The following is a 20,638-nucleotide window of genomic DNA, read 5'->3' as shown; positions in this document are numbered from 1 at the left end:
GCATTCCCATGAACAACAACCACTGGATCGGTGGCAACCGCATCGAGTTGCTCGAGAACGGCGAGCAGTTCTTCCCTCGCGTGTTCGACGCCATTCGCCATGCGAAGCGCGAAGCCATCGTCGAGACCTTCATCCTGTTCGAGGACAAGGTCGGCCTGCAGCTGCACGCTGCCATGCGCGAAGCCGCGCAGCGTGGCGTGAAGGTCGACCTGATGATCGACGGCTTCGGCTCGCCCGACCTGTCGCGCGAGTTCATCGAGGGGCTCACCTCGGTGGGCGTCAAGGTGCGCGTGTTCGACCCGGGCTCGCGCTTCATGGGCCAGCGGCTCAACGTGTTTCGCCGCATGCACCGCAAGATCGTGGTGATCGACGGCGAGCGCGCCTTCGTGGGCGGCATCAACTACTCGGCCGACCACCTCATGGACTTCGGCCCCAAGGCCAAGCAGGACTATGCGGTGGAGCTCGAGGGCCCGATCGTCGCGCAGATCCATCAGTTCGTGCTGCGCGCCATTGCGCTGGGCGGCAGGGGCGCGGGGTGGTTCCGCCGCCGCCTGAAGCTGGCGCCGCCGGTGCGGCAAGACCGTGCCGGCGACGCCGACGTGATGTTCGTCACGCGCGACAACCGGCGCCACACCAACGACATCGAGCACCAGTACCGCGCGGCCATCCGTTCGGCAAAAGAGCGCATAGTGATCGCCAACGCGTACTTCTTTCCTGGCTACCGGCTCATCAAGGAGTTGCGCCGCGCGGCGCGCCGCGGCGTGGACGTGCGGCTCATCCTGCAGGGCGAGCCGGACATGCCCATCGTGAAGACGGCCGCGAGCATGCTGTACCACCACCTCCTGCACGCGGGCGTGCGCATCTACGAGTACTGCGAACGGCCGCTGCACGGCAAGGTCGCGCTGATGGACGACAAGTGGAGCACCGTGGGCTCGAGCAACCTCGACCCGCTGAGCCTGTCGCTCAACCTGGAGTCGAACGTCATCGTGCGCGACACCGCCTTCAACGGCGTGCTGTGGGAGCGCATGGACCAGCTGATGCGCCACAGCTGCAAGCAGGTCGAGGCGGCCGACCTGGCCAGCGAATGGAGCGGCTGGCGGCTGGTGCGCAGCTTCTTCGTGTTCCACATCCTGCGCTGGTATCCGGCGCTGCTGGGCCGCCTGCCGCGCCACGTGCCGCGCCTGACGCTGGCCGAGGCCACCGACCTGGCCAGCCGGCGCGACACCGGCCTGAGCAACCCGACCGGCGGCGCCACGCAGACGGAAGCCGCCTGAGGCCGGGCAGGAGCGAGCGGACATGAGCGCCATGGCCCTGTCCCGCACCGCCTGGTGGCCCTGGGCCCGGCGCGTGGCCGTGTGGGGCTTCTTCGCGCTGATCGCTTGGCTGCTGGTGACGCAGGCGCGCACCATCGACTGGGGCGAGGTGCTTGGTGCGATCCGCGCGTTGCCCGCGAGCGCGCTGCTGTCCGCCGGCGCGCTGGTGGTGTGCAGCTTCGCGCTGTACAGCACCTACGACCTGCTGGGCCGGTACGTGACGAAGCACCAGTTGGGCACGGGCACGGTGATGGGCGTGACCTTCATCAGCTATGCGTTCAACCTCAACCTGGGCTCGCTGGTGGGCGGCGTGGCGTTCCGCTACCGGCTGTATTCGCGCCTGGGGCTGGGCAACGACACCATCACGCGGGTGCTGGGCTTCAGCATGCTGACCAACTGGTTCGGCTACCTGGTGGTGGCGGGCGCGGCGTTCTGCTTCTGGCCGCTGGCGCTGCCGCCGGGCTGGAAGATCGGCAACGAGGGGCTGCGCATCCTGGGCGCGGCGCTGCTGGCGGTGGCGCTGGCTTACCTGTTGCTGTGCGCCGTGGCCAAGGGGCGCGTGTGGCGCGTGCGCGGGCATGCGTTCAAGACGCCGGGCCTGCCGATGGCGCTGCTGCAGCTGGCGATGTCGTGCGCCAACTGGTCGCTGATCGGCGGCGTGATCTGGTTCCTGCTGCAGGGGCAGGTCGGCTATGTGCACGTGCTCGCGGTGCTTCTCGTGGCCGCGGTGGCCGGCGTGGTCACGCACGTGCCCGCGGGGCTCGGCGTGCTGGAGGCCGTGTTCGTCGCACTGCTGGGGCATGCCGTGGCAGAGGCGCAGTTGCTCGGGGCGCTGCTGGCGTACCGCGGCCTGTATTACCTGCTGCCGCTGGTGGTGGCAACGCTGGGCTATTTGTTCACCGAGGTACGTGCCAGGCGGCTGCGCGAGGCACCCCGGAGCTCACTTCAGAAGTGATAGGTGTAGCGCAGCCGCAGGAAGGTCTCGCCCGGGTTCGGTTTCTTGATGCCGGCATTCGAGAAATGCTGCACCCGCAGTGACAGCTCATGCGCACCGTTCTCGCCGAAGCTGCGCCCCACGCCCAGCACCTCGGTGAACTGGAAGGCGGTGCTGAAGCTGCGGTCGGGCGTTTGGTAGACGTGGTCCATCAAGCTGCCGCCGATGCCGCCTTCGGCAAACCAGGGCGAGCTGCCTTCGCCGAAACGATAGCGCCAGGTGTAGAGGGCGCCGATCTGTGCATAGTTGCGCGGACCGTCGCCGAGTGCCGGCGCATGCCAGTTGCTCAGGAACACGTCCCAATAGCCTGTCAGTGGGCCTTGCTGCGCCGTGCGGCCCGGCCACCAGGGAAAGGTCATGCCCGCCGTTGTTGTATTGGTGCTGCCCAGTTCGCCATGGGCCGCATGGCCTGCGTCGAAATAGATGCCAGGTGCGTTGTCCTGGTACGCGTTGGCTGCCGTGCCCAGCACGCCGAACAGGGCAACCAGCGCACTGTTGCGCAGCGGAGCGGAACGGCGAGATCTCATGATGTGGCTCGTGAATGCATGAAGCGGAATGAAAGCGACATGATCAATTTCTGGCGCGTCAGGCATTCGCTCGGCACGTAATTTCCACATCCAAAAGTAGGACTATTGCGCCAACAATGCATGGAATTGTTGCGCCGCAGCAATTTCGACGCGAGAAGCCTATAGTGGCTCGACCTCCTCCAAGCGCCCACGCACTGCCCCAATGTCATCGCTCACCTTCGCTGTTCCTGCGGCCAACCCGCTCACGCAGTGGTTCGACCTGGCGCTCAAGACCCAGGAGATGCTGCTGTCTTCCGGCTCGGTGATCCGCATGCGGACCGAGCGCATGGCCAAGGCCGGGCTCACGCCCAGCGCGGCCGACCTGGCCGAGTTCCAGCTCATGGGCCAGGAGAAGCTGGCCGCCGCGAGCGAATCGGGCATGGCGATGGCCCGGCAGTGGCATCACAGCCAGGTGTCGCTGGCCAGCCGCACGTTGCAGCAATGGATGCAGGGCACCACCGCCTTCTTCCTGCTGGCCGGCAGCGTCACGCCGGCCCAGGCGGCGGCGAACGGCGATGCCTTCGTGCAGTCGGCCGCCGGCTCCGTCAACGCCGCGAGCCAGCTGCCGGGCATCGCGGCAGGCATCGCGCGCGAAGGGCTCAAGCCGATCCATGCGGCCGCCACGTCCAACGCGCGCCGGTTGGCCGACCTCGAGGCCTGAAGAAAACGTTCAGGCTTTCGCCGGCACCAGCGTCAGCAGCGTGATTTCAGAAGGCGCGCCGAAGCGCTTCGGCGGGCCCCAGTAGCCGGTGCCCCGGCTCACATAGACCCACATGTCGTGCAGGCGGTGCAGTCCCGCGGTGAAGGGTTGCTGCATCGGCACGAACAGGTTCCACGGAAAGAACTGGCCGCCGTGCGTGTGGCCCGACAGCTGCAGCTGGTAGCCGGCGGCGGCGGCCAGCGTGGCGCTGCGCGGCTGGTGCGCCAGCAGCACGCGCGTGTGCACCAGCGGAGGGGCGTCGTGCAGCGCCAGGTGCGGGTCGCTGGCGTGCGCCGCGTCGAAGTGCCCGGCGGTGAAGTCGGTCACGCCGGCCAGCACCAGCGCGCTTTCGAACAGCTCTTCGTCAGTCTGCGCGCCGCGCACGTTGCGCGTCTGCAGCACCACGTGCTCGTTGAGCAGCACCTTCAGGCCGAGCCGGCGCAGCTCGACGATCCAGGCGTGCGCGCCGGCGTAGTACTCGTGGTTGCCGGTGACCACGAAGGTGCCGTGGCGCGCGCGCAGGCCCGCCAGCGGCGCGATGTGCTCGCGCAGTTCGGGCACGCTGCCGTCGACCAGGTCGCCGGTGATCGCGATGGCGTCCGCGCCCAGCCGGTTGACCGCATCGACGATGCGCTGGATGTACGCGCTCCTGATGGTCGGCCCCACGTGGATGTCGCTGAGCTGCGCGATCGTGAAGCCTTCAAGCGCCTGCGGCAGGCCGCTGATCGGCACGTCGACCCGCTTCACGCTGGCCGTGCGGCGCGCGTTGAAAAAGCCGACGGCCGACGTGGCCGTGGCCACCGCCAGCACCGCCAGCGCGCTCCAGGGCTTCAGGCTGTTCCACGGCACCTGCACGCCGCCCGCGGCACTGGCCAGCCAGGTCAGCCCCAGGCCCGCGTCGCGCACCAGGGTCAGCACGAACATCGAGGAGAACCAGCCCATGCTGATCAGGCCGACCCATTTGAGGACGGCGCCGGCCGAGCCCTCGCGCCCGGCGCGGCGCGACACAAAAGGCAGGGGAATCGTGGCTGCGGACACCCCCAGCGCAAGCAGTACCAGCGGCCAGGCAGGCGTGAGCGCGGCCAGCGCGGGCAGCAGGCGCAGCGCAATGTAGACGTGGAGCAGCGCGGTGAGCGCGCTCAGGGGACGGATCGGCATCGGGGCAATGGGTTCGGGCACTGCCCGGGATACACCACCTGCAAGGCGCATGCCGCGCATTCAAGACGCCGCGATAGGCGGGAGCCGCTATTTTTTCTATAGCGCAAGGGGCCCGGATAGCGGGCGCTGTGGCCGGCAAGGAGCCGACGAAAAACATCATCGCCACGCGGTGCCGGCGTCCAGCTGCGCGGCCTTTCGCGCCCCTTTCGCGGCGTTACTGCACCGCGCGTGTGCCGGCCGAGGCCATGTCGGTGCCCGCGGGCCAGACGAAGCTCGCCTTGGCCGACGCGCCTTCCGGCACGCGCATCTGCTGCTTGAGCACCTGGCTGCCCAGGCGCGCTTCCACCTCGTAGCTGCCCGGGTCGAGCCGGGCCACCATGAACGGACCGCCCGAAGTCACGTTGTCGATCAGCGCCACGCCGTGGCTGTCGCGCACAGTGACATGCACGTTGGCCGCGAAGTCGGCGCCCTTGCTGTCCTTGACCGCGAATTCGAAGGTGGCGGGCCAGCGCGGCGCCACCGTCTCCATCAGTTGGGCTTCATCGCTGCCGATGCCGCCGCTCATGTACTCGACGCCGTGCGACATGTAGATCGGCGGATTCTCCGCCGCCTGGGCCGACGACAGCGCGCCGAGCAGAGCGGCGCCGCAGAACAGCGCGGCCGCCAGGGGCCGCATGCGCGATGGAAAACGGGGGGTCATGGTCTGGATCCTTTCCTGGTCGACGTGGCGAGCGGCCACGGTGCCACTGTGCGCGGCGTGGCTTAGGAAAGGCTGACCTGGAAAATGAAAACAGGCCGCCTTGCGGCGGCTGAGAAATAAACAGTCCACCTAGCGGCAGCCTGTGGGCCTCAACCGCTCAGCGCGCGGCGGCCGAGCTTTGCGCCAGCGTCTGCGGGAGCTGCGGCGCCACCGAGGCCATGTCGAAGTTCGACGGCCAGACGAAGGAAGCGCGCGCCGGCACGCCGGCAATCACCACCAGCGACTGCGTCAGCGTGAGGCCGCCGAGCGTCACGTTCACGTCGTAGGCGCCCGGGTTCAGGCGCGCGAGCATGTACGGCGACCTGGTCTGCACGTCCATCACCAGCTGGCCGGTGTATTTCTGGCGGATCTGGACCGCGGCCTTGGCCGGGAAGCCGCCCTGCTGCGCGCCCTTGCCGTCGCTCACGCCCAGCGCGATGGTGGCGGCCCAGCGCGGCGACACCATTTCCATGAAGGCAGCTTCGTCACGCGCGGCGCCGCCGCACATGTACTCGATGCCCTGCGCCACTTCGATGGGCGGGTTCGAGAGCGCATGGGCCGGCGCGACCAAGGCCGCGGCCCCGAGGAATGCTGCTGTGCCGCTCAATACCAGCGCGGCCAGTGGCCGGCGGAGACGCGAAGGGTTCATTGCTGTGGGGTCCTCGATCTTGCGTAACGTGAAATCCGTCAGGGATTTTGCTTAGCAAGAGTCGGGCTAGATATAGCGTTTACGAGGAACGATCTGCGGATTCGAGTTGAATGCTATTGTTTTCATAGCTGATGACCTCCGTGTGACGCGCGTTCCGGCTACTTTTGTTAACAAGCCTCACGGAAACCCTGATCCGGGTGGTTTCGCTGCGTTTTGACGCGTTCTGGCGTCCGAATCCGCAAACGTGCATGGGTGCAGGCCTACAGCGGTGCATGGCGCGGCGCGATATGAATGACGCAACTGACACAAGGAGCTTCGGCCATGACCCTCGAATCGACGATCAACGAGTTCAAGCGCGTGGACGCCCAGCGGGCGGACTACCCCGGCGAGCACCTCGCCGTGCTGGGCGCGGGCGTGTTGCTGCTGCTGGCAGCGGGCCGCAGCCGGTCGTTCCTGATGCGCGTCGTGGTGGGCGCGGCCGGCGGTGCGTTGATCGGGCGTGCGGCGAGCGGCACCGGTGGCATTGCGAAGCTGGCGGGAGCGTTGCAAGGCGGGGGGCTGGCGTGGCCGCGGCGCTGAGCGGCCGGCCTCAGGCCGCTGCACTGAACGGGCCGCCGCAACCAGCGGCGGGCTCGCGGCGCTGGTGGGCGCCGTGCCTGGCCGTGGCCTTGGTGGCCGTGAGCCTCTTCTATATGGCGCTGACCGACTTGCTGAAGGAGCGCGCCGCGCACGTCCCTGTGCCGGTGAGCGTGGCCCCCGCCGTCGTTCAGCCGCCGCTGGCGAGTGTCGGCGCCGACGATGCGATGCCGGTGTATGCGCCCCCGCCGCCCGTTCGGGCCTACGTTGCGCGGGCCGTGCCCTCGCCCTCCGTCGCCGCCGAGCTGTCGCCCGTGGTGGCCACGCCGGTTCGCATGGCGGTGACCAAGTGCGTGTCGTCTTCCGGCACGGCGGAGTATTCCGATGGTCCGTGCGCCGACGGTGCGCAGGCCTCGACCTTGAAGCTCCAATGACAAACGCCCGGCGGGGCCGGGCGTTCGTTGCGTGTCGTCGGTGGGGCAGAGAACCGACGACGCTTCTTTCCTAAACGTCGATGTTCGCCGCGCGCAACGCGTTCTGCTCGATGAACTCGCGGCGCGGCTCTACCTCGTCGCCCATCAGCATCGTGAACACGCGGTCGGCTTCGATCGCGTCATCGACCTGCACGCGCAGCAGGCGGCGCACGGTCGGGTCCATGGTGGTTTCCCACAGCTGCGCGGGGTTCATTTCGCCCAGCCCCTTGTAGCGCTGGCGCGAGGTGGCGCGCTCGGCTTCGCCGATCAGCCACTTCATGGCCTGGCGGAAGTCGCCGACCTTTTCTTCCTTGGCGCGCTCGCCCTCGCCGCGCCGGACCACGGCGCCTTCTTCGCTCAGCAGGCCGCGGAAGGTGTTGGCCGCTTCGGCCAGCGCCGCGTAGTCGGCGCCGTGCACGAAGTCCTGCGTGATCACGCTGCTCTTGATGTTGCCGTGGTGGCGGCGGCTGATGCGCAGGAGCGGTTTGTCGGTGCGGGCGTCGAACTCGTTGCTCACCTCGGCCGGAATGCCGGTGGTGTTGAGCTCGCGCAGCTTGACCTGCAGCGCCGCGGCCGAGGCTTCGGCCGCGGGCGTGGTGTCGAGGTCGAGCGCCACGCCGTCGGCGATGGCGCGCAGCGCCTCGGCGTCCATGAAGTTGCGCAGGCGCGCGATCACGGCCTCGGCCAGCTGGTGCTTGCGCGCCAGTTCGGCCAGGGTGTCGCCGGTCAGGGTGGTGGAACCGGCGCCGCCGGTCTCGATGCGCGCGTCCTTCAGTGCCACCTTCATCAGGAAGGCGTTGAGGGCGGCTTCGTCCTTCAGGTACTGCTCTTCCTTGCCGACCTTGACCTTGTAGAGCGGCGGCTGCGCGATGTAGATGTGGCCGCGCTCCACCAGCTCCGGCATCTGCCGGTAGAAGAAGGTGAGCAGCAGCGTGCGGATGTGGGCGCCGTCGACGTCGGCGTCGGTCATGATGATGATGCGGTGGTAGCGCAGCTTGGCGACGTTGAAGTCGTCCGCGCCGCTGCCCGCGCTGGTGGCGCCGGCGCGGCCGATGCCGGTGCCCAGGGCGGTGATCATCACGAGAATTTCGTTGCTGGTGAGCAGCTTCTCGTAGCGCGCCTTTTCCACGTTCAGGATCTTGCCGCGCAGCGGCAGGATGGCCTGGAACTTCCGGTCGCGGCCCTGCTTGGCGGAGCCGCCGGCGGAGTCGCCCTCCACCAGGTAGACCTCGCAGAGCGCGGGATCCTTCTCCTGGCAATCGGCCAGCTTGCCGGGCAGGCCCATGCCGTCGAGCACGCCCTTGCGGCGCGTCATTTCGCGGGCCTTGCGGGCCGCTTCGCGGGCGCGGGCGGCCTCGATGATCTTGCCGCAGATGATCTTGGCGTCGGCCGGGCGTTCCTGAAGGTAGTCGCTGAGCAGGCGGCCGACGATGTCTTCCACCGGCGCGCGCACTTCGCTGGACACCAGCTTGTCCTTGGTCTGGCTCGAGAACTTGGGCTCGGGCACCTTCACGCTCAGCACGCAGCACAGGCCTTCGCGCATGTCGTCGCCGGTGACTTCGACCTTCGCCTTCTTCGCGAACTCGTTTTCTTCGATGTACTTGTTGATGACCCGGGTCATCGCGGCGCGCAGGCCCGTGAGGTGGGTGCCGCCGTCACGCTGCGGGATGTTGTTGGTGAAGCACAGCACCTGCTCGTTGTAGCCGCTGTTCCACTGCATCGCCACCTCGACGCCGATGTGCGTGCCGGGGATGCCGCCGTAGGTGTCGGCCGGCTTTTCGCCTTCCGCGTAGAACGAGTTCGGATGCAGGACGGTCTTGCCCTTGTTGATGAACTCCACGAAGCCGCGCACGCCGCCGGCGCCCGAGAAGTCGTCTTCCTTGCCGGTGCGCTCGTCCTTCAGGCGGATGCGCACGCCGTTGTTCAGGAAGCTCAGTTCGCGCAGGCGCTTGCTGAGGATTTCGTAGTGGAAGTCCGAGTTCTCCTTGAAGATCTCGGTGTCCGGCAGAAAGTGCACCTCGGTGCCGCGCTTGTCGGTGTCGCCGATGATCTTCATGGGCGAGACCTCGACGCCGTTCACCTGGTCGAGCAGGCGGTTCTGCACGAAGCCGCGGCTGAACTCGAGTTCGTGGATCTTGCCTTCGCGACGCACGATCAGGCGCAGCTTGATGCTCAGCGCGTTCACGCAGCTCACGCCCACGCCGTGCAGGCCGCCCGAGACCTTGTAGCTGTTCTGGTTGAACTTGCCGCCGGCGTGCAGTTCGGTGAGCGCAATTTCAGCCGCCGAGCGCTTGGGCTCGTGCTTGTCGTCCATCTTCACGCCGGTGGGAATGCCGCGGCCGTTGTCGGTGACGGAGATCGAGTTGTCGCTGTGGATGGTCACGACGATGTCGTCGCAATGGCCGGCCAGCGCCTCGTCGATGGAGTTGTCCACCACTTCGAACACCAGGTGGTGCAGGCCCGTGCCGTCGGAGGTGTCGCCGATGTACATGCCGGGGCGCTTGCGCACGGCCTCAAGCCCTTCGAGGATCGTGATCGAGCCTTCGCCGTAGCTGGTGTCGGCCGCGATGGCCTCGGGCGGCACAACCTGGACTTCAGGCGTGTAGACCGGCTCGGTGTGCGGCACTTCGGGCTTGTTTTCTTCTGCACTCATTCGGTATTCCTCTATCTCTCTCACGGCATTGACGTGATTTTTCGGGCTCGCAAGAACTCAATTCGCCGCCTCTTGAAAGCGCAAACCCGCGGGGGGCCGCGGGTCGTGTGCGCAAGGCGCTGTAGGGTCTGTCTGCTAGATACGCATCGGCATCACGACGTACTTGAAGGATGCGTTCTCGGGGATGGTCAGCAGCGCGGAACTGTTGGAGTCCGCCAGGTCCAGCTTGACCATGTCCTGGTCCATGTTCGACAGCGCGTCGATCAGGTAGGTGACGTTGAAGCCGATCTCGATGGCGTCGCCGCCGTAGTCGATGTCGAGCTCGTCCTGCGCTTCTTCCTGCTCGGCGTTGTTGGACGCGATGCGCAGGGTCCCGGGCTCGATGTTCAGGCGCACGCCCTTGAACTTCTCGCTGGTCAGGATGGCGGTGCGCTGCAGGCTGGCCAGCAAAGGTGCACGGCCGAGCGTGACGGTGTTCTTGTGGTTCTTCGGGATGACGCGGTTGTAGTCGGGGAACTTGCCCTCGACCAGCTTCGTGACGAACTCCATGCCGCCGAAGCTGAACTTGGCCTGGTTGTTGGCGAACTGCATCTCGATGGCGCCTTCGGCGTCGGACAGCAGGCGCTGCATTTCGAGCACGGTCTTGCGCGGCAGGATCACTTCCTGACGCGGCACTTCGACGTCGAGCGTGGCCGAGGAGAACGCCAGGCGGTGGCCGTCGGTGGCCACCAGGCTCAGCTGCTTGCCTTCGGCGACGAACAGGATGCCGTTCAGGTAGTAGCGGATGTCGTGCACGGCCATGGCGAAGGACACTTGCGAGAGCAGGTCCTTCAGCGTCTTTTGCGGCACGCTGAACACGGGGCCGAAATTGGCCGCTTCCTGCACCAGCGGAAAGTCTTCCGCGGGCAGCGACTGCAGCGTGAAGCGGCTCTTGCCGCCCTTGAGCACCAGCTTGCTGGCGCTCGACTCGAGGCTCACGGTCTGGTCGGCCGGCATGGTGCGCAGGATGTCGATCAGCTTGCGCGCGCCGATGGTGGTGGTGAAGTTGCCTTCGTCGCCGCCGAGCTCGGCGGTGGTGCGGATCTGGATCTCGAGGTCGCTGGTGGTCAGCTGCAGCTGGCCACCGGTCTTGCGAATCAGCACGTTCGCCAGGATAGGCAAGGTGTGACGCCGCTCCACGATGCCCGCCACCGACTGCAGCGCGGCGAGGACTTTGTCTTGGTTTGCCTTCAAAACGATCATGTCTTCTTCCTCTTCTCTATCTCTTTGAATCAGCTTGTAAGGGCGCCATTCTCCGCTGTCGCGGGGACGCTCCCGATGACATCCGGTTTGTCAGCCCTTGAGCGTCTGTTCGAGCACGTGGAGCTGCTGGTTGAGCTCGGTGAGCTGCTGGCGCTCGCCCGAGATCTTGCGCACCGCGTGCAGCACCGTCGTGTGGTCGCGCCCGCCGAACAGCTCGCCGATTTCCGGCAGGCTTTTCTGCGTGAGCTCCTTGGCCAGGTACATCGCGATCTGCCGCGGCCGCGCAATGCTGGCCGGACGCTTCTTGCTGTACATGTCGGCGACCTTGATCTTGTAGTAGTCGGCCACCGTCTTCTGGATATTCTCGACCGAGATCTGCCGGTTCTGGATCGACAGCAGGTCGCGCAGCGCCTCGCGCGCCAGGGCGATCGAGATCTCCTTCTGGTTGAAGCGCGAGTAGGCCAGGATCTTGCGCAGCGCGCCTTCGAGCTCGCGCACGTTGGAGCGCACGTTCTTGGCGACGAAGAAAGCCACCTCTTCAGGCATTTCGGCCGATTCGGCGCGCGCCTTGTTGATCAGGATGGCCACGCGCATCTCTAGCTCGGGCGGCTCGATGGCCACCGTGAGGCCCGAATCGAAGCGCGACACCAGGCGCTCGTGGATGTCGGCCAGGCCCTTGGGATAGGTATCGCTGGTCATCACGATGTGCGACTTCTTGGCGAGCAGGGCCTCGAACGCGTTGAAGAACTCTTCCTGCGTGCGGTCCTTGTTGGCGAAGAACTGCACATCGTCGATGAGCAACAGATCGAGCGAGTGGTAGCGCTCCTTGAACTCGTCGAAAGTCTTGCGCTGATACGCCTTGACCACATCCGACACGAATTGCTCGGCGTGGATGTAGAGAACTTTGGAATCGGGCCGGTCGGCGAGCAGCCGGTTGCCCACCGCGTGCATCAGGTGGGTCTTGCCCAGACCGACGCCGCCGTAGATGAAAAGCGGGTTGTACAGATGGCCCGGCATGCCCGACACGTGCATGGCCGCGGCGCGCGCCATGCGGTTGGCGGTGCCTTCGACCAGGGTGTCGAAGGTGAGGCCGGAATTGAGCCGGTTCTTGAAGCCGGCGGCGGCGGGCTCCTCGCCCGGGCCGGCGACGTCGCGGGGCACATCGGTCTCGGCCATCACGGCAACCGGCGCAGACCGCACGGGCGTTTCGCGAGGAGCAAGCGCTAACTCGACCGCCACTGGCTGGCCGTACATCTTCTCGGCCATGGCCGCAATCTTGCCGGCGTACTGGGCCCTGATCCAGTCGAGCTTGAAGCGGTTGGCGACGAACACGGTCATGCGCGACAGGTCGTCGGCAACCTGTGCGGTCAGGGGCTTGATCCAGGTGTTGAACTGCTGCTCGGACAGCTCCTGCGCGAGCTGGTCGACGCAGGCCTGCCAGAGGCTTTCGCCGATGCCGTCAGTGGACATGGGCGCTTGAAAAAGTGGTGAAACCCTCGTGCATTTTTTGGTATAGGTATTGTGGATATTCTCTGCTGGAAGGCACCCGGCATTCTAACTTGTCAAAACCTTATCCACATGCTGGCAGGGCCGGCGAAAGGCCCGCAAATCTGCTCGAAGATTGTCCCCGCGGCCAATGTTTGCGATAATTGCGGGTTTCCCTGAAAACCTTCTTGCGTTCGTCACTAGGAGCTCAGGGGCCATCCCAATACGCTCCCCCGGCGCCCCGCAGGTTTCTTCATGCCTTCCGTACGAAGAGCCCGCGCGAACAGGGAATTAGGAAATCACCATGAAACGCACCTACCAAGCATCCAAAGTCCGCCGCGCCCGTACCCACGGCTTCCTGGTCCGCATGAAGACCCGTGGCGGCCGCGCCGTCATCAACGCACGCCGCGCCAAGGGCCGCAAGCGCCTGGCCGTCTGACGGCAGCTCACCTGCCGTTGCCAGCAGCCGACACGTCAGCGCCAGCTCCCGCAGCCGGCGCATCCGGTATTCCCGGTCACGACGTGCCCGGCCCGGCTTCCATGCAGCGGCTCAAGACCCGCGCGCAATTCCAGGCCGCTCTCGCAGGTGCCACCGTGGCGCGCACTGCTCATTTCGCATTGCACCGCTGTGCGCTCGATCTCGCATCGAGCGCACAGCCGTTGTTCGTGTCCGACGACGTCTGGCTGGGCGCCATGGTGCCCAAGCGCTGGGCGCGCCGTGCGGTCACGCGCAACGCCATCAAGCGCCAGATCTACGCCGTGAGCGCTGCTCCCGGCGTGGTCTTGCCACGTGCGGCGCACGTGGTGCGGCTGCGCTCGACCTTCGACCGCAAGGAGTTCGTGAGCGCCACGTCGGACAAGCTCAAGGCCGCCGTGCGCGCCGAGCTCCAGCAGCTGCTGGAGCGGGCTGCCCGCCCGGCGGCGCCGCCGCGCGCGCGTTCCGAGCGCGCTCCCACGCCCGCGCCTTCCGCCCCCTCGCCATGAAACGCCTGCTGATCGGCCTCGTGAAGGGCTACCGCCTGCTGCTGAGCCCCTGGCTCGGCCAGTCGTGCCGCTTCACGCCGACCTGCTCGGTGTATTCGATCGAGGCGCTGGAGGTGCATGGCGCGCTCAAGGGCAGCTACCTCACTGCGCACCGCATCGTGCGCTGCCAGCCCTGGTGCCAGGGCGGCCACGATCCGGTTTCACCGAAATCAAAGCGTCGCACTGACAAGTCAGGATCGCTGTTTTCGTCTCTTCTCTCCTCCGACAAGAAGTCTTCGTCATGAACGATATCCGCCGCACGATCCTGTGGGTGATTTTTGGGTTCTCGCTGGTGCTGCTGTGGGACCAATGGCAGGTCTTCAACGGCAACAAGCCGACCTTCCTGCCGTCGAGCAAGCCGGCCGCCGTGGCCACCGCCCCGGCCGGCACCACGCCCGCTGCCGGCAACGGCGTGCCGACGGCATCCGGCACCAGCGGCAACGCAGGCGCCGTGCCCACGCAGGCTGCGGCGGTCGCTCCCCGCGAGCAGGTCATCGTGACCACCGACCTGTTCAAGGCCACGATCGACAGCGAAGGCGCCACGGTCAACCACCTCGAGCTGCAGAAGTACGACGAAGCCGACCGCACCAAGCGCGTCGTGCTGTTCGAGAACGGCTCGCCGGCCACGCGCTACGTGGCGCAGACCGGCCTGCTGAACACGGTCGACACCGGTGAGCGCTTCCCCAACCACCTGACGCCGATGACGCCGAAGGCCGGCCCGCGCGAAATGGCCGATGGCCAGAACACGCTGGAAGTGGGCTTCGAGAGCGCGCCCGTCGGTGGCCTGAAGTACATCAAGACCTACGTGTTCCACCGCGGCGACTACGTCATCGGCGTGCGCCACGAGGTGGTCAACGTGAGCGACCAGCCGCGCGACGCGCAGCTGTACCTGCAGCTGCTGCGCCACGGCACCGTGGCCGCCGGCACCATGTTCGGCACCAACACCTTCACCGGTCCCGCCGCGTACACCAACGAGAAGAAGTTCCACAAGCTCGACTTCAAGGACATCGCCAAGGGCAAGATCGAACCGCCGCCGCCGGCCAACGACGGCTGGATCGCGATGGTGCAGCATTACTTCGCGTCGGCTTGGCTGCTCAAGGGCGACCCGGCCAGCGAACAGCTGCGCCGCGAGTTCCGCGTGAAGGACCTGGGCGACAACCTCTTCACCGTGGCCATGGTGGCCACGCTGCCGAAGATCGCCCCGGGTGCCACGCAGGTCGTGAACAGTGCGCTGTTCGCCGGTCCCGAAGAAGAAAAGAAGCTCGAAGCCATCGCCCCGGGCCTGGACCTGGTGAAGGACTACGGCATCTTCGCGATCATCTCCAAGCCGCTGTACTGGCTGCTCACCCAGCTGCACGGCATCATGGGCAACTGGGGCTGGTCGATCGTGGCGCTGGTGGTGCTGCTGAAGGCGGCCTTCTACTGGCTCAACGCCAAGGCCTACGCCAGCATGGCCAAGATGAAGGCCATCAACCCCAAGATCATGGAAATGCGCGAGCGGCTGAAGGACAAGCCGCAAGAGATGCAGCAGGAGATGATGCGGATCTACAAGACCGAGAAGGTCAATCCGATGGGCGGCTGCTTCCCCATCGTGATCCAGATCCCGGTGTTCATCGCGCTGTACTGGGTGCTGCTGTCGTCGGTCGAGATGCGCCACGCGCCGTGGATTCTCTGGATCACCGACCTGTCGGCACCGGACCCCTGGTACATCCTGCCGGTCGTGATGACGGCCACCTCGCTGTTCCAGACCTGGCTCAACCCGACGCCACCCGATCCGATGCAGGCCAAGCTGATGTGGATCATGCCGCTCGCGTTCAGCGTGATGTTCATCTTCTTCCCGGCCGGTCTGGTGTTGTACTGGATCACCAACAACACGCTGTCGATCGCGCAGCAGTGGTTCATCAACAAGCGCCTGGGCGTGCTCGGCAAGAAGTAGCCGGACGCCAGCTGCGTCAATCCCGAAGGGCCGCATCAGCGGCCCTTTTTGCTGAAAGAATCCGGTTTCCACCATGCTCGCACGCACCACCGACCCGATCGTTGCCATCGCCACAGCCTCCGGCCGCGGGGCCGTGGGCATCGTGCGGGTGTCGGGGGCCAGGCTGGCGCCGCTGATCGACGCGCTCTGCGCCCGCGCGCTCAAGCCGCGCGAAGCGACCTACCTGCCGTTCAGGGACAAGGACGGCGAGCCGGTCGACCACGGCCTGGCGATTCACTTTCCCTCCCCGAACTCCTTCACCGGCGAGGACGTGCTCGAGCTGCAGGCCCACGGCGGCGCGGTCGTGCTGCAACTGCTGCTGGCGCGCTGCCTGGAGGCCGCCGCCGAGCCGGACCCCGCCAGCGGGCGCCCTCGCCTTCCCGGCCTGCGCGTGGCCGAGCCCGGCGAGTTCAGCCAGCGTGCCTTCCTCAACGGCAAGATCGACCTGGCCCAGGCCGAGGCCATCGCCGACCTGATCGACGCCAGCACCGAGGCGGCCGCGCGCAGCGCCGGGCGCTCGCTGTCGGGCGCCTTCTCGCGCGAGATCCACACGCTGCGCGACGCGCTGATCCACCTGCGCATGCTGGTGGAGGCCACGCTGGACTTTCCGGAGGAAGAAATCGACTTCCTGCAGAAGGCCGATGCCGCCGGGCAGCTGGACCGGTTGCAGGCGCAGCTGGCGGCCGTGCAGCAGCGCGCGCGCCAGGGCGCCTTGCTGCGCGAAGGCATCAAGGTGGTGATCGCGGGGCAGCCCAACGCGGGCAAGAGCTCGCTGCTCAACGCGCTGGCGGGTGCCGAGCTGGCCATCGTGAGCGCGGTGGCCGGAACCACGCGCGACGTGGTCTCGCAGACCATCCAGATCCACGGCGTGCCGCTGCACGTGGCCGACACCGCCGGGCTGCGCGAGAGCAGCGACGAGGTCGAGCAGATCGGCGTGGCGCGCGCCTGGGGGCAGATCGAAAGCGCCGATGCCGTGCTGTTCCTGCACGACCTGACGCGCGCCCACCTGGGCGACTACGCCGCCGCCGACGCCAGCATCTTGGCCAGCCTGCGCAGCAAGCTGCCCGCGAGCGTGCCGGTGCTCGACGTGTGGAACAAGCAGGACGCGGCGCCTTCGGCTCTCCACGCTCAGGGCATCGCCCTGTCGGCCAAGACCGGCCTGGGCATCGAGGCGCTGCGCGAGCAGCTGCTGACCATGGCCGGCTGGCAGGCCGTGCCCGAGGGGGTGTACCTCGCGCGGGCGCGCCATGTGCAGGCGCTGGCGCAGGTCGAAACGCACCTGGCGCTGGCCGCCGGCCACCTGGCGGCGCAGGCGCAACTGCTCGACCTGCTGGCCGAGGAACTGCGCCTGGCGCAGAACGCGCTGAACGAGATCACCGGCGAGTTCGGCGCGGACGACCTGCTCGGGGTCATCTTTTCCAGCTTCTGCATCGGCAAATAGCGACAGGCGCAGGGAAAAGCGTAAACACTTGTAGCCGAATCTTGCCGCGTTCGCGGATACTTCGGCTCACAAGCGGGGTTGAAGAAAAACATGTCCATCCAGAACCTGAGCCGCGCCATCGCGGAGAACATGAACAGCGACGCCTTCGCGTTGACGTTCACCATCCAGCAGTGGGACACGCTGGCGGGCTATCTGCAGCCCATCGAGACCGGTGTCGGCGACGTGCTGATCGAGCAGGGCACGCCGGACCGCTCGGTGTTCTTCCTCGAGAGCGGCGCCATCAGCGTGCACCGTGTCAGCAGCAAGGAGCAGATGAAGCTCGCCGTGCTCACGCCCGGCTCGGTGGTCGGGGAAGGTTCGTTCTTCTCGCGCCAGCCGCACTCGGCCAACGTGGTGGTCACCGGCGCGGGCCGCGTGTGGCGGCTCAACGCGATCCGCTTTGGGGAAATGTCGAACCGCCAGCCCAACATGGCGCTGGAAATTGCCATGGCATTGGGCGCCGTGCTCGCCAAGCGCATGGGGCACCGCTCCAAGCGCGTCGCCGTGACCTGAGGCCTGCGCTGTCCGCTGCCAGGCCGTCTTCCGCAGGGGCTCGACGCCCCGTTTTCGTTCTTGATTCCAGAGTAGTCAGTCGCAAGCCATGGCCTTGATCTGTTCGGTCTGCAGCACGGAAAACCGTGACGGCGCCCATTTCTGCCGAAGCTGCGGCCTCGCGTTGTCCACCGCGCCCGACCGGATTCCCCCGCCGCCCAGCCCCGAGCGCGAATGGGCCACCACCGCGCCGGCCCAGTTGCGCGCGCCCACCATTCCGGCGCCGCTGTTCGATCCGGGCGCGCCGGTGCCCGCGCCGGCGCCCCGACCTGCGCGGTCGCCGTTCTTCGGGAGGCTGAGCGCCGCGCCGCGGGACGACGAGCAGACGGTGTTCATGGTGCACGACGGCGACGAAGAACCGCCGTACGCCGCTGCGCCGCATGCCGTGTCGGCGACCTTCGAGTCGCAGCAAGCCGCGAAAGACGTACGCAAGAACGCGCGCATTTCGGTCCGCCGTCCGGCACGGGCCGAATCGGCGCCGCGCAAGCGCATGGTCTTGCTGTGGCTCGGCCTGCTGGTCGTGGCGGTGGCGATGGTCGTCGCCGGCTGGTACGGCTACGGGACGCGCAAGGCGCCCGCGGTGGCCGACGCGCCCGTGCCGGCCGTTGCGGCACCGGCGCCTGCGGCCCCTTCGCCAGCGGCAGAGCCGCCGCCTGCCGCGGTACCGCCGGCACCGCAGGCGGCCGCGCCAGCCGAGGCGCCACCTGTCGCTGAAACGGCCCCGGCCCCGGCGGCAGGCGCCGCGACGTCCAAGCCCGTCGCCAAGCCGCGCAAGCAGGCGGCTGTCGCCGCGGCGGCACCAAGCACACCGGAGCCCGCGGCACCGGCCGTTGCACCGGCCCCGCCGCCGGCCGCGCCCGCTGCGCCGCCAGAGCCCCAGGCCCTGTGCGGCGACCGCAACTTCATCGCCAAGGCGCAGTGCATGGCCGCCCAGTGCCTGAAGGCCGAGTTCAAGGCCCACGCGCAGTGCGAAGCGGTGCGCCGCCAGCAGCGTCTCGAAGAAGAAAAGCGCAATCCGACCCTGATCAACTGATCGGGGCCGGGGCCGGCCGTTGCGGCCTGTGTCAGCCCTTTTGCAGCCGCTCGATGGCAACGGCCAGCGCGGCCGGCTTGCCCGACAGCACCAGCGTGTCGCCGTCCGACAGCACCGTGTCTTCGGCCAGCGTACGCGTCTGGCCGTCCTGCCGGCGCAGGCTGACCACGCGCACGTCCAGCGTGGGCAGCGCCATGCGCTCCAGCGTCTGCCCGATGGCGCGCGCGCCGGTGCTCAGGGTGAAACTGTTGAGCCGCTCGTGGTTGATCTCGTCGGCGTTGTCGTCGTCGGCGCCGTGGAAGTAGCCGCGCAGCAGGTTGTAGCGGGCGTCGCGCTGGTCCTGCACCACGCGGATCACGCGGCGCATCGGCACGCCGACCAGCGCCAGCGCATGGCTGGCGAGCATCAGCGAACCTTCGATGGCCTCGGGCACCACCTCGGTGGCGCCCGCCGCCTGCAGCTTCTCGAGGTCGTGGTCGTCCTGCGTGCGCACGATCACCGGCACGTGGGCGGCATGGGCGCGCGTGTTGGCCAGCACCTTCATGGCGCCCGGTACGTCGAGGTAGGTGACGACCACGGCGCTCGCGCGCGCCAGGCCCGCGGCCATCAGCGCCTGCAGCCGCGCCGCGTCGCCGAACACCACCGAGTCGCCGGCGGCGGCGGCCTGGCGCACGCGGTCGGGGTCGAGATCGAGCGCCATGTAGGGAATGCCTTCGCGCTCCAGGATGCGCGCCAGGTTCTGCCCGCAACGCCCGTAGCCGCAGATGATCACGTGCTTGGCGGTGTTGATGGTCTTGCGCGCGATGCTCGTCATCTGCAGCGACTGCTGCATCCAGTCGCTCGCCACGAGCTTTCGCACGATGGCATTGCTGTACATGATGATGAAGGGCGTGGCCAGCATCGACAGCACCATCGACGCCAGCACCGGGTTGGCCAGCCACGGCGGCAGCAGGCTGCGCTCCTGCGCCAGCGTCAGCAGCACGAAGCCGAACTCGCCGGCCTGCGCCAGGTAGAGGCCGGTGCGCAGCGACACGCCCGAGGTGGCGCCCAGGACCTTGGCCAGCACCGTCACCAGCCCCAGTTTGAACGCCAGCGGCACCAGCAGCAGCACGCCCACCAGCAACCAGCGCTCGACCACGATGTGCCAGTCGAGCGACATGCCCACGGTGATGAAGAACAGCCCCAGCAGCACGTCGTGGAACGGGCGGATGTCGGTCTCGACCTGGTGCTTGTATTCGGTCTCCGACACCAGCATGCCTGCGATGAACGCGCCCAGCGCCAGGCTCAGGCCGGCCAGTTCGGTGAGCCAGGCCAGGCCCAGCGTGACCAGCAGCACGTTCAGGATGAAGAGCTCCTCGCTGCGCCGCCGCGCCACCAGCGTGAGCCACCAGCGCATCACGCGCGGCCCGCCGTAGAGCAGCACGCCGATGAGAAAGCTCGCCTTCAGCAGCGCGAAGCCCAGCGCCTTGGCCAGCGCCTCGGGCGGCGCGCCCAGCGCCGGAATCAGCACCAGCAGCGGCACCACGGCCAGGTCCTGGAACAGCAGCACGCCCATCACGCGCTTGCCGGGTTCGCTCTCGAGCTCGAGGCGTTCGGCCATCAGCTTGACCACGATGGCCGTGCTGCTCATGGTGAGCGCGCCCGACAGCGCCAGCGCGGTCTGCCAGCCCAGCCGCCAGGCGGGCGGCAGCTGCGTGGCGATCACCAGCGCGCCGACGGTGGCGATGGTCATCGTCAGCAGCACCTGCAGCAGGCCGAGCCCGAACACGTGCTTGCGCATTGCGCGCAGCTTGGGCAGGCTGAATTCCAGCCCGATCACGAACATGAGGAACACCACGCCGAACTCGCCCAGGTGCTGGATGCCTTCGGTGTTCTGCGCCAGCGCGAAGGCGTGCGGTCCGATCAGCACGCCGGCCGACAGGTAGCCGAGCATCGGCGGCAGCTTCAGCGACCGGCATGCAACGACGCCGATCACCGCGGCCAACAGATACAACAGCGTGAGATCGAACGAAGACATAGGCGCCGAT

20 protein-coding genes are annotated in these 20,638 nt (G+C 67.4%); 12 read left to right on the top strand and 8 right to left on the bottom strand.

From position 1 onward, the window contains the following. Nucleotides 1–8 precede the first annotated feature (8 nt). Together clsB and AC1DJH_RS11095 are read left to right on the top strand one after the other, a co-directional pair. Nucleotides 9–1,274, top strand: a complete 1,266-nt coding sequence (gene clsB / locus AC1DJH_RS11100) for a cardiolipin synthase ClsB (RefSeq protein WP_478185712.1) — start codon at nt 9–11, stop codon at nt 1,272–1,274. Nucleotides 1,275–1,296: 22 nt separating this feature from the next. Beyond that, nucleotides 1,297–2,268: a lysylphosphatidylglycerol synthase domain-containing protein gene (locus AC1DJH_RS11095; protein ID WP_478185711.1), complete on the top strand. Its 972-nt coding sequence runs from the start codon at nt 1,297–1,299 to the stop codon at nt 2,266–2,268. Here the strand turns inward: AC1DJH_RS11095 and AC1DJH_RS11090 are convergent. After that, complete coding sequence (locus tag AC1DJH_RS11090) at nt 2,259–2,834, bottom strand: acyloxyacyl hydrolase (RefSeq protein ID WP_472113234.1); 576 nt, start codon at nt 2,832–2,834, stop codon at nt 2,259–2,261. The two genes, AC1DJH_RS11095 and AC1DJH_RS11090, sit on opposite strands and share 10 nt — an antisense overlap. A 202-nt stretch (nt 2,835–3,036) precedes the next feature. On the opposite strand from AC1DJH_RS11090, the gene AC1DJH_RS11085 reads away from it, so the two are divergent. Next, entirely contained in the window at nt 3,037–3,534 is a 498-nt protein-coding gene (locus tag AC1DJH_RS11085; RefSeq protein ID WP_478185710.1) for a polyhydroxyalkanoate granule-associated phasin, read from the top strand. Nucleotides 3,535–3,543: 9 nt separating this feature from the next. Here AC1DJH_RS11085 and AC1DJH_RS11080 read toward each other — a convergent pair whose 3' ends face one another. The 3 genes from AC1DJH_RS11080 to AC1DJH_RS11070 form a co-directional block, all read right to left on the bottom strand. Continuing rightward, complete coding sequence (locus tag AC1DJH_RS11080) at nt 3,544–4,791, bottom strand: metallophosphoesterase (protein WP_478185709.1); 1,248 nt, start codon at nt 4,789–4,791, stop codon at nt 3,544–3,546. 154 nt (nt 4,792–4,945) lie between these two features. Continuing rightward, nucleotides 4,946–5,431 carry a hypothetical protein gene (locus AC1DJH_RS11075; RefSeq protein ID WP_478185708.1) on the bottom strand — a complete coding sequence of 162 codons (486 nt, stop codon included), beginning with the start codon at nt 5,429–5,431 and terminating at the stop codon, nt 4,946–4,948. Between the two features lie 157 nt (nt 5,432–5,588). Beyond that, nucleotides 5,589–6,119, bottom strand: coding sequence for a hypothetical protein (locus AC1DJH_RS11070; protein ID WP_472113223.1), 531 nt, complete (start codon nt 6,117–6,119; stop codon nt 5,589–5,591). A 321-nt stretch (nt 6,120–6,440) separates the two neighbouring features. On the opposite strand from AC1DJH_RS11070, the gene AC1DJH_RS11065 reads away from it, so the two are divergent. Together AC1DJH_RS11065 and AC1DJH_RS11060 are read left to right on the top strand one after the other, a co-directional pair. Then, nucleotides 6,441–6,698, top strand: a complete 258-nt coding sequence (locus tag AC1DJH_RS11065) for a hypothetical protein (protein ID WP_435439811.1) — start codon at nt 6,441–6,443, stop codon at nt 6,696–6,698. 98 nt (nt 6,699–6,796) lie between these two features. Next, nucleotides 6,797–7,129, top strand: a complete 333-nt coding sequence (locus AC1DJH_RS11060; protein WP_478185707.1) for a hypothetical protein — start codon at nt 6,797–6,799, stop codon at nt 7,127–7,129. 70 nt (nt 7,130–7,199) lie between these two features. Here AC1DJH_RS11060 and gyrB read toward each other — a convergent pair whose 3' ends face one another. The 3 genes from gyrB to dnaA form a co-directional block, all read right to left on the bottom strand. After that, nucleotides 7,200–9,821: a DNA topoisomerase (ATP-hydrolyzing) subunit B gene (gene gyrB / locus AC1DJH_RS11055; RefSeq protein WP_472113217.1), complete on the bottom strand. Its 2,622-nt coding sequence runs from the start codon at nt 9,819–9,821 to the stop codon at nt 7,200–7,202. Between the two features lie 135 nt (nt 9,822–9,956). Next, nucleotides 9,957–11,063, bottom strand: a complete 1,107-nt coding sequence (gene dnaN, locus AC1DJH_RS11050; protein WP_093054972.1) for a DNA polymerase III subunit beta — start codon at nt 11,061–11,063, stop codon at nt 9,957–9,959. Nucleotides 11,064–11,153: 90 nt separating this feature from the next. Further along, on the bottom strand, nt 11,154–12,533 hold the full coding sequence (dnaA, locus tag AC1DJH_RS11045) for a chromosomal replication initiator protein DnaA (protein ID WP_435439808.1): 1,380 nt from the start codon (nt 12,531–12,533) through the stop codon (nt 11,154–11,156). Between the two features lie 319 nt (nt 12,534–12,852). On the opposite strand from dnaA, the gene rpmH reads away from it, so the two are divergent. The 7 genes from rpmH to AC1DJH_RS11010 all read left to right on the top strand — a co-directional run bounded on the left by rpmH (nt 12,853) and on the right by AC1DJH_RS11010 (nt 18,611). Beyond that, nucleotides 12,853–12,987: a 50S ribosomal protein L34 gene (gene rpmH / locus AC1DJH_RS11040; protein ID WP_007834827.1), complete on the top strand. Its 135-nt coding sequence runs from the start codon at nt 12,853–12,855 to the stop codon at nt 12,985–12,987. Nucleotides 12,988–13,088: 101 nt separating this feature from the next. After that, the gene (locus AC1DJH_RS11035; protein ID WP_472113213.1) at nt 13,089–13,532 is read left to right on the top strand and encodes a ribonuclease P protein component; all 444 of its coding nucleotides are present in this window, start codon (nt 13,089–13,091) and stop codon (nt 13,530–13,532) included. Further along, the gene (gene yidD / locus AC1DJH_RS11030) at nt 13,529–13,816 is read left to right on the top strand and encodes a membrane protein insertion efficiency factor YidD (protein ID WP_478185706.1); all 288 of its coding nucleotides are present in this window, start codon (nt 13,529–13,531) and stop codon (nt 13,814–13,816) included. Before AC1DJH_RS11035 ends, yidD begins: the two co-directional genes overlap by 4 nt. Beyond that, the gene (gene yidC, locus AC1DJH_RS11025; protein WP_478185705.1) at nt 13,813–15,507 is read left to right on the top strand and encodes a membrane protein insertase YidC; all 1,695 of its coding nucleotides are present in this window, start codon (nt 13,813–13,815) and stop codon (nt 15,505–15,507) included. Before yidD ends, yidC begins: the two co-directional genes overlap by 4 nt. Before the next feature lie 73 nt (nt 15,508–15,580). Then, a complete protein-coding gene (gene mnmE, locus AC1DJH_RS11020; RefSeq protein WP_478185704.1) occupies nt 15,581–16,987 on the top strand; it encodes a tRNA uridine-5-carboxymethylaminomethyl(34) synthesis GTPase MnmE in 1,407 nt (468 codons plus the stop codon). Between the two features lie 90 nt (nt 16,988–17,077). Continuing rightward, nucleotides 17,078–17,539 (top strand): Crp/Fnr family transcriptional regulator, encoded by a 462-nt coding sequence (locus tag AC1DJH_RS11015; protein ID WP_478185703.1) that lies wholly within the window; start codon nt 17,078–17,080, stop codon nt 17,537–17,539. Nucleotides 17,540–17,702: 163 nt separating this feature from the next. Beyond that, on the top strand, nt 17,703–18,611 hold the full coding sequence (locus AC1DJH_RS11010; protein ID WP_478185702.1) for a zinc ribbon domain-containing protein: 909 nt from the start codon (nt 17,703–17,705) through the stop codon (nt 18,609–18,611). Nucleotides 18,612–18,642: 31 nt separating this feature from the next. Here the strand turns inward: AC1DJH_RS11010 and AC1DJH_RS11005 are convergent, their stop codons facing one another. Beyond that, entirely contained in the window at nt 18,643–20,628 is a 1,986-nt protein-coding gene (locus tag AC1DJH_RS11005; protein ID WP_478185701.1) for a monovalent cation:proton antiporter family protein, read from the bottom strand. Nucleotides 20,629–20,638: the final 10 nt, after the last annotated feature.

The sequence above is a fragment of the Variovorax sp. 10N412 genome, assembly GCF_056394985.1.
Note: the sequence above shows the minus strand (reverse complement) of the source record. Positions and strands in the feature narration are given on the sequence as shown.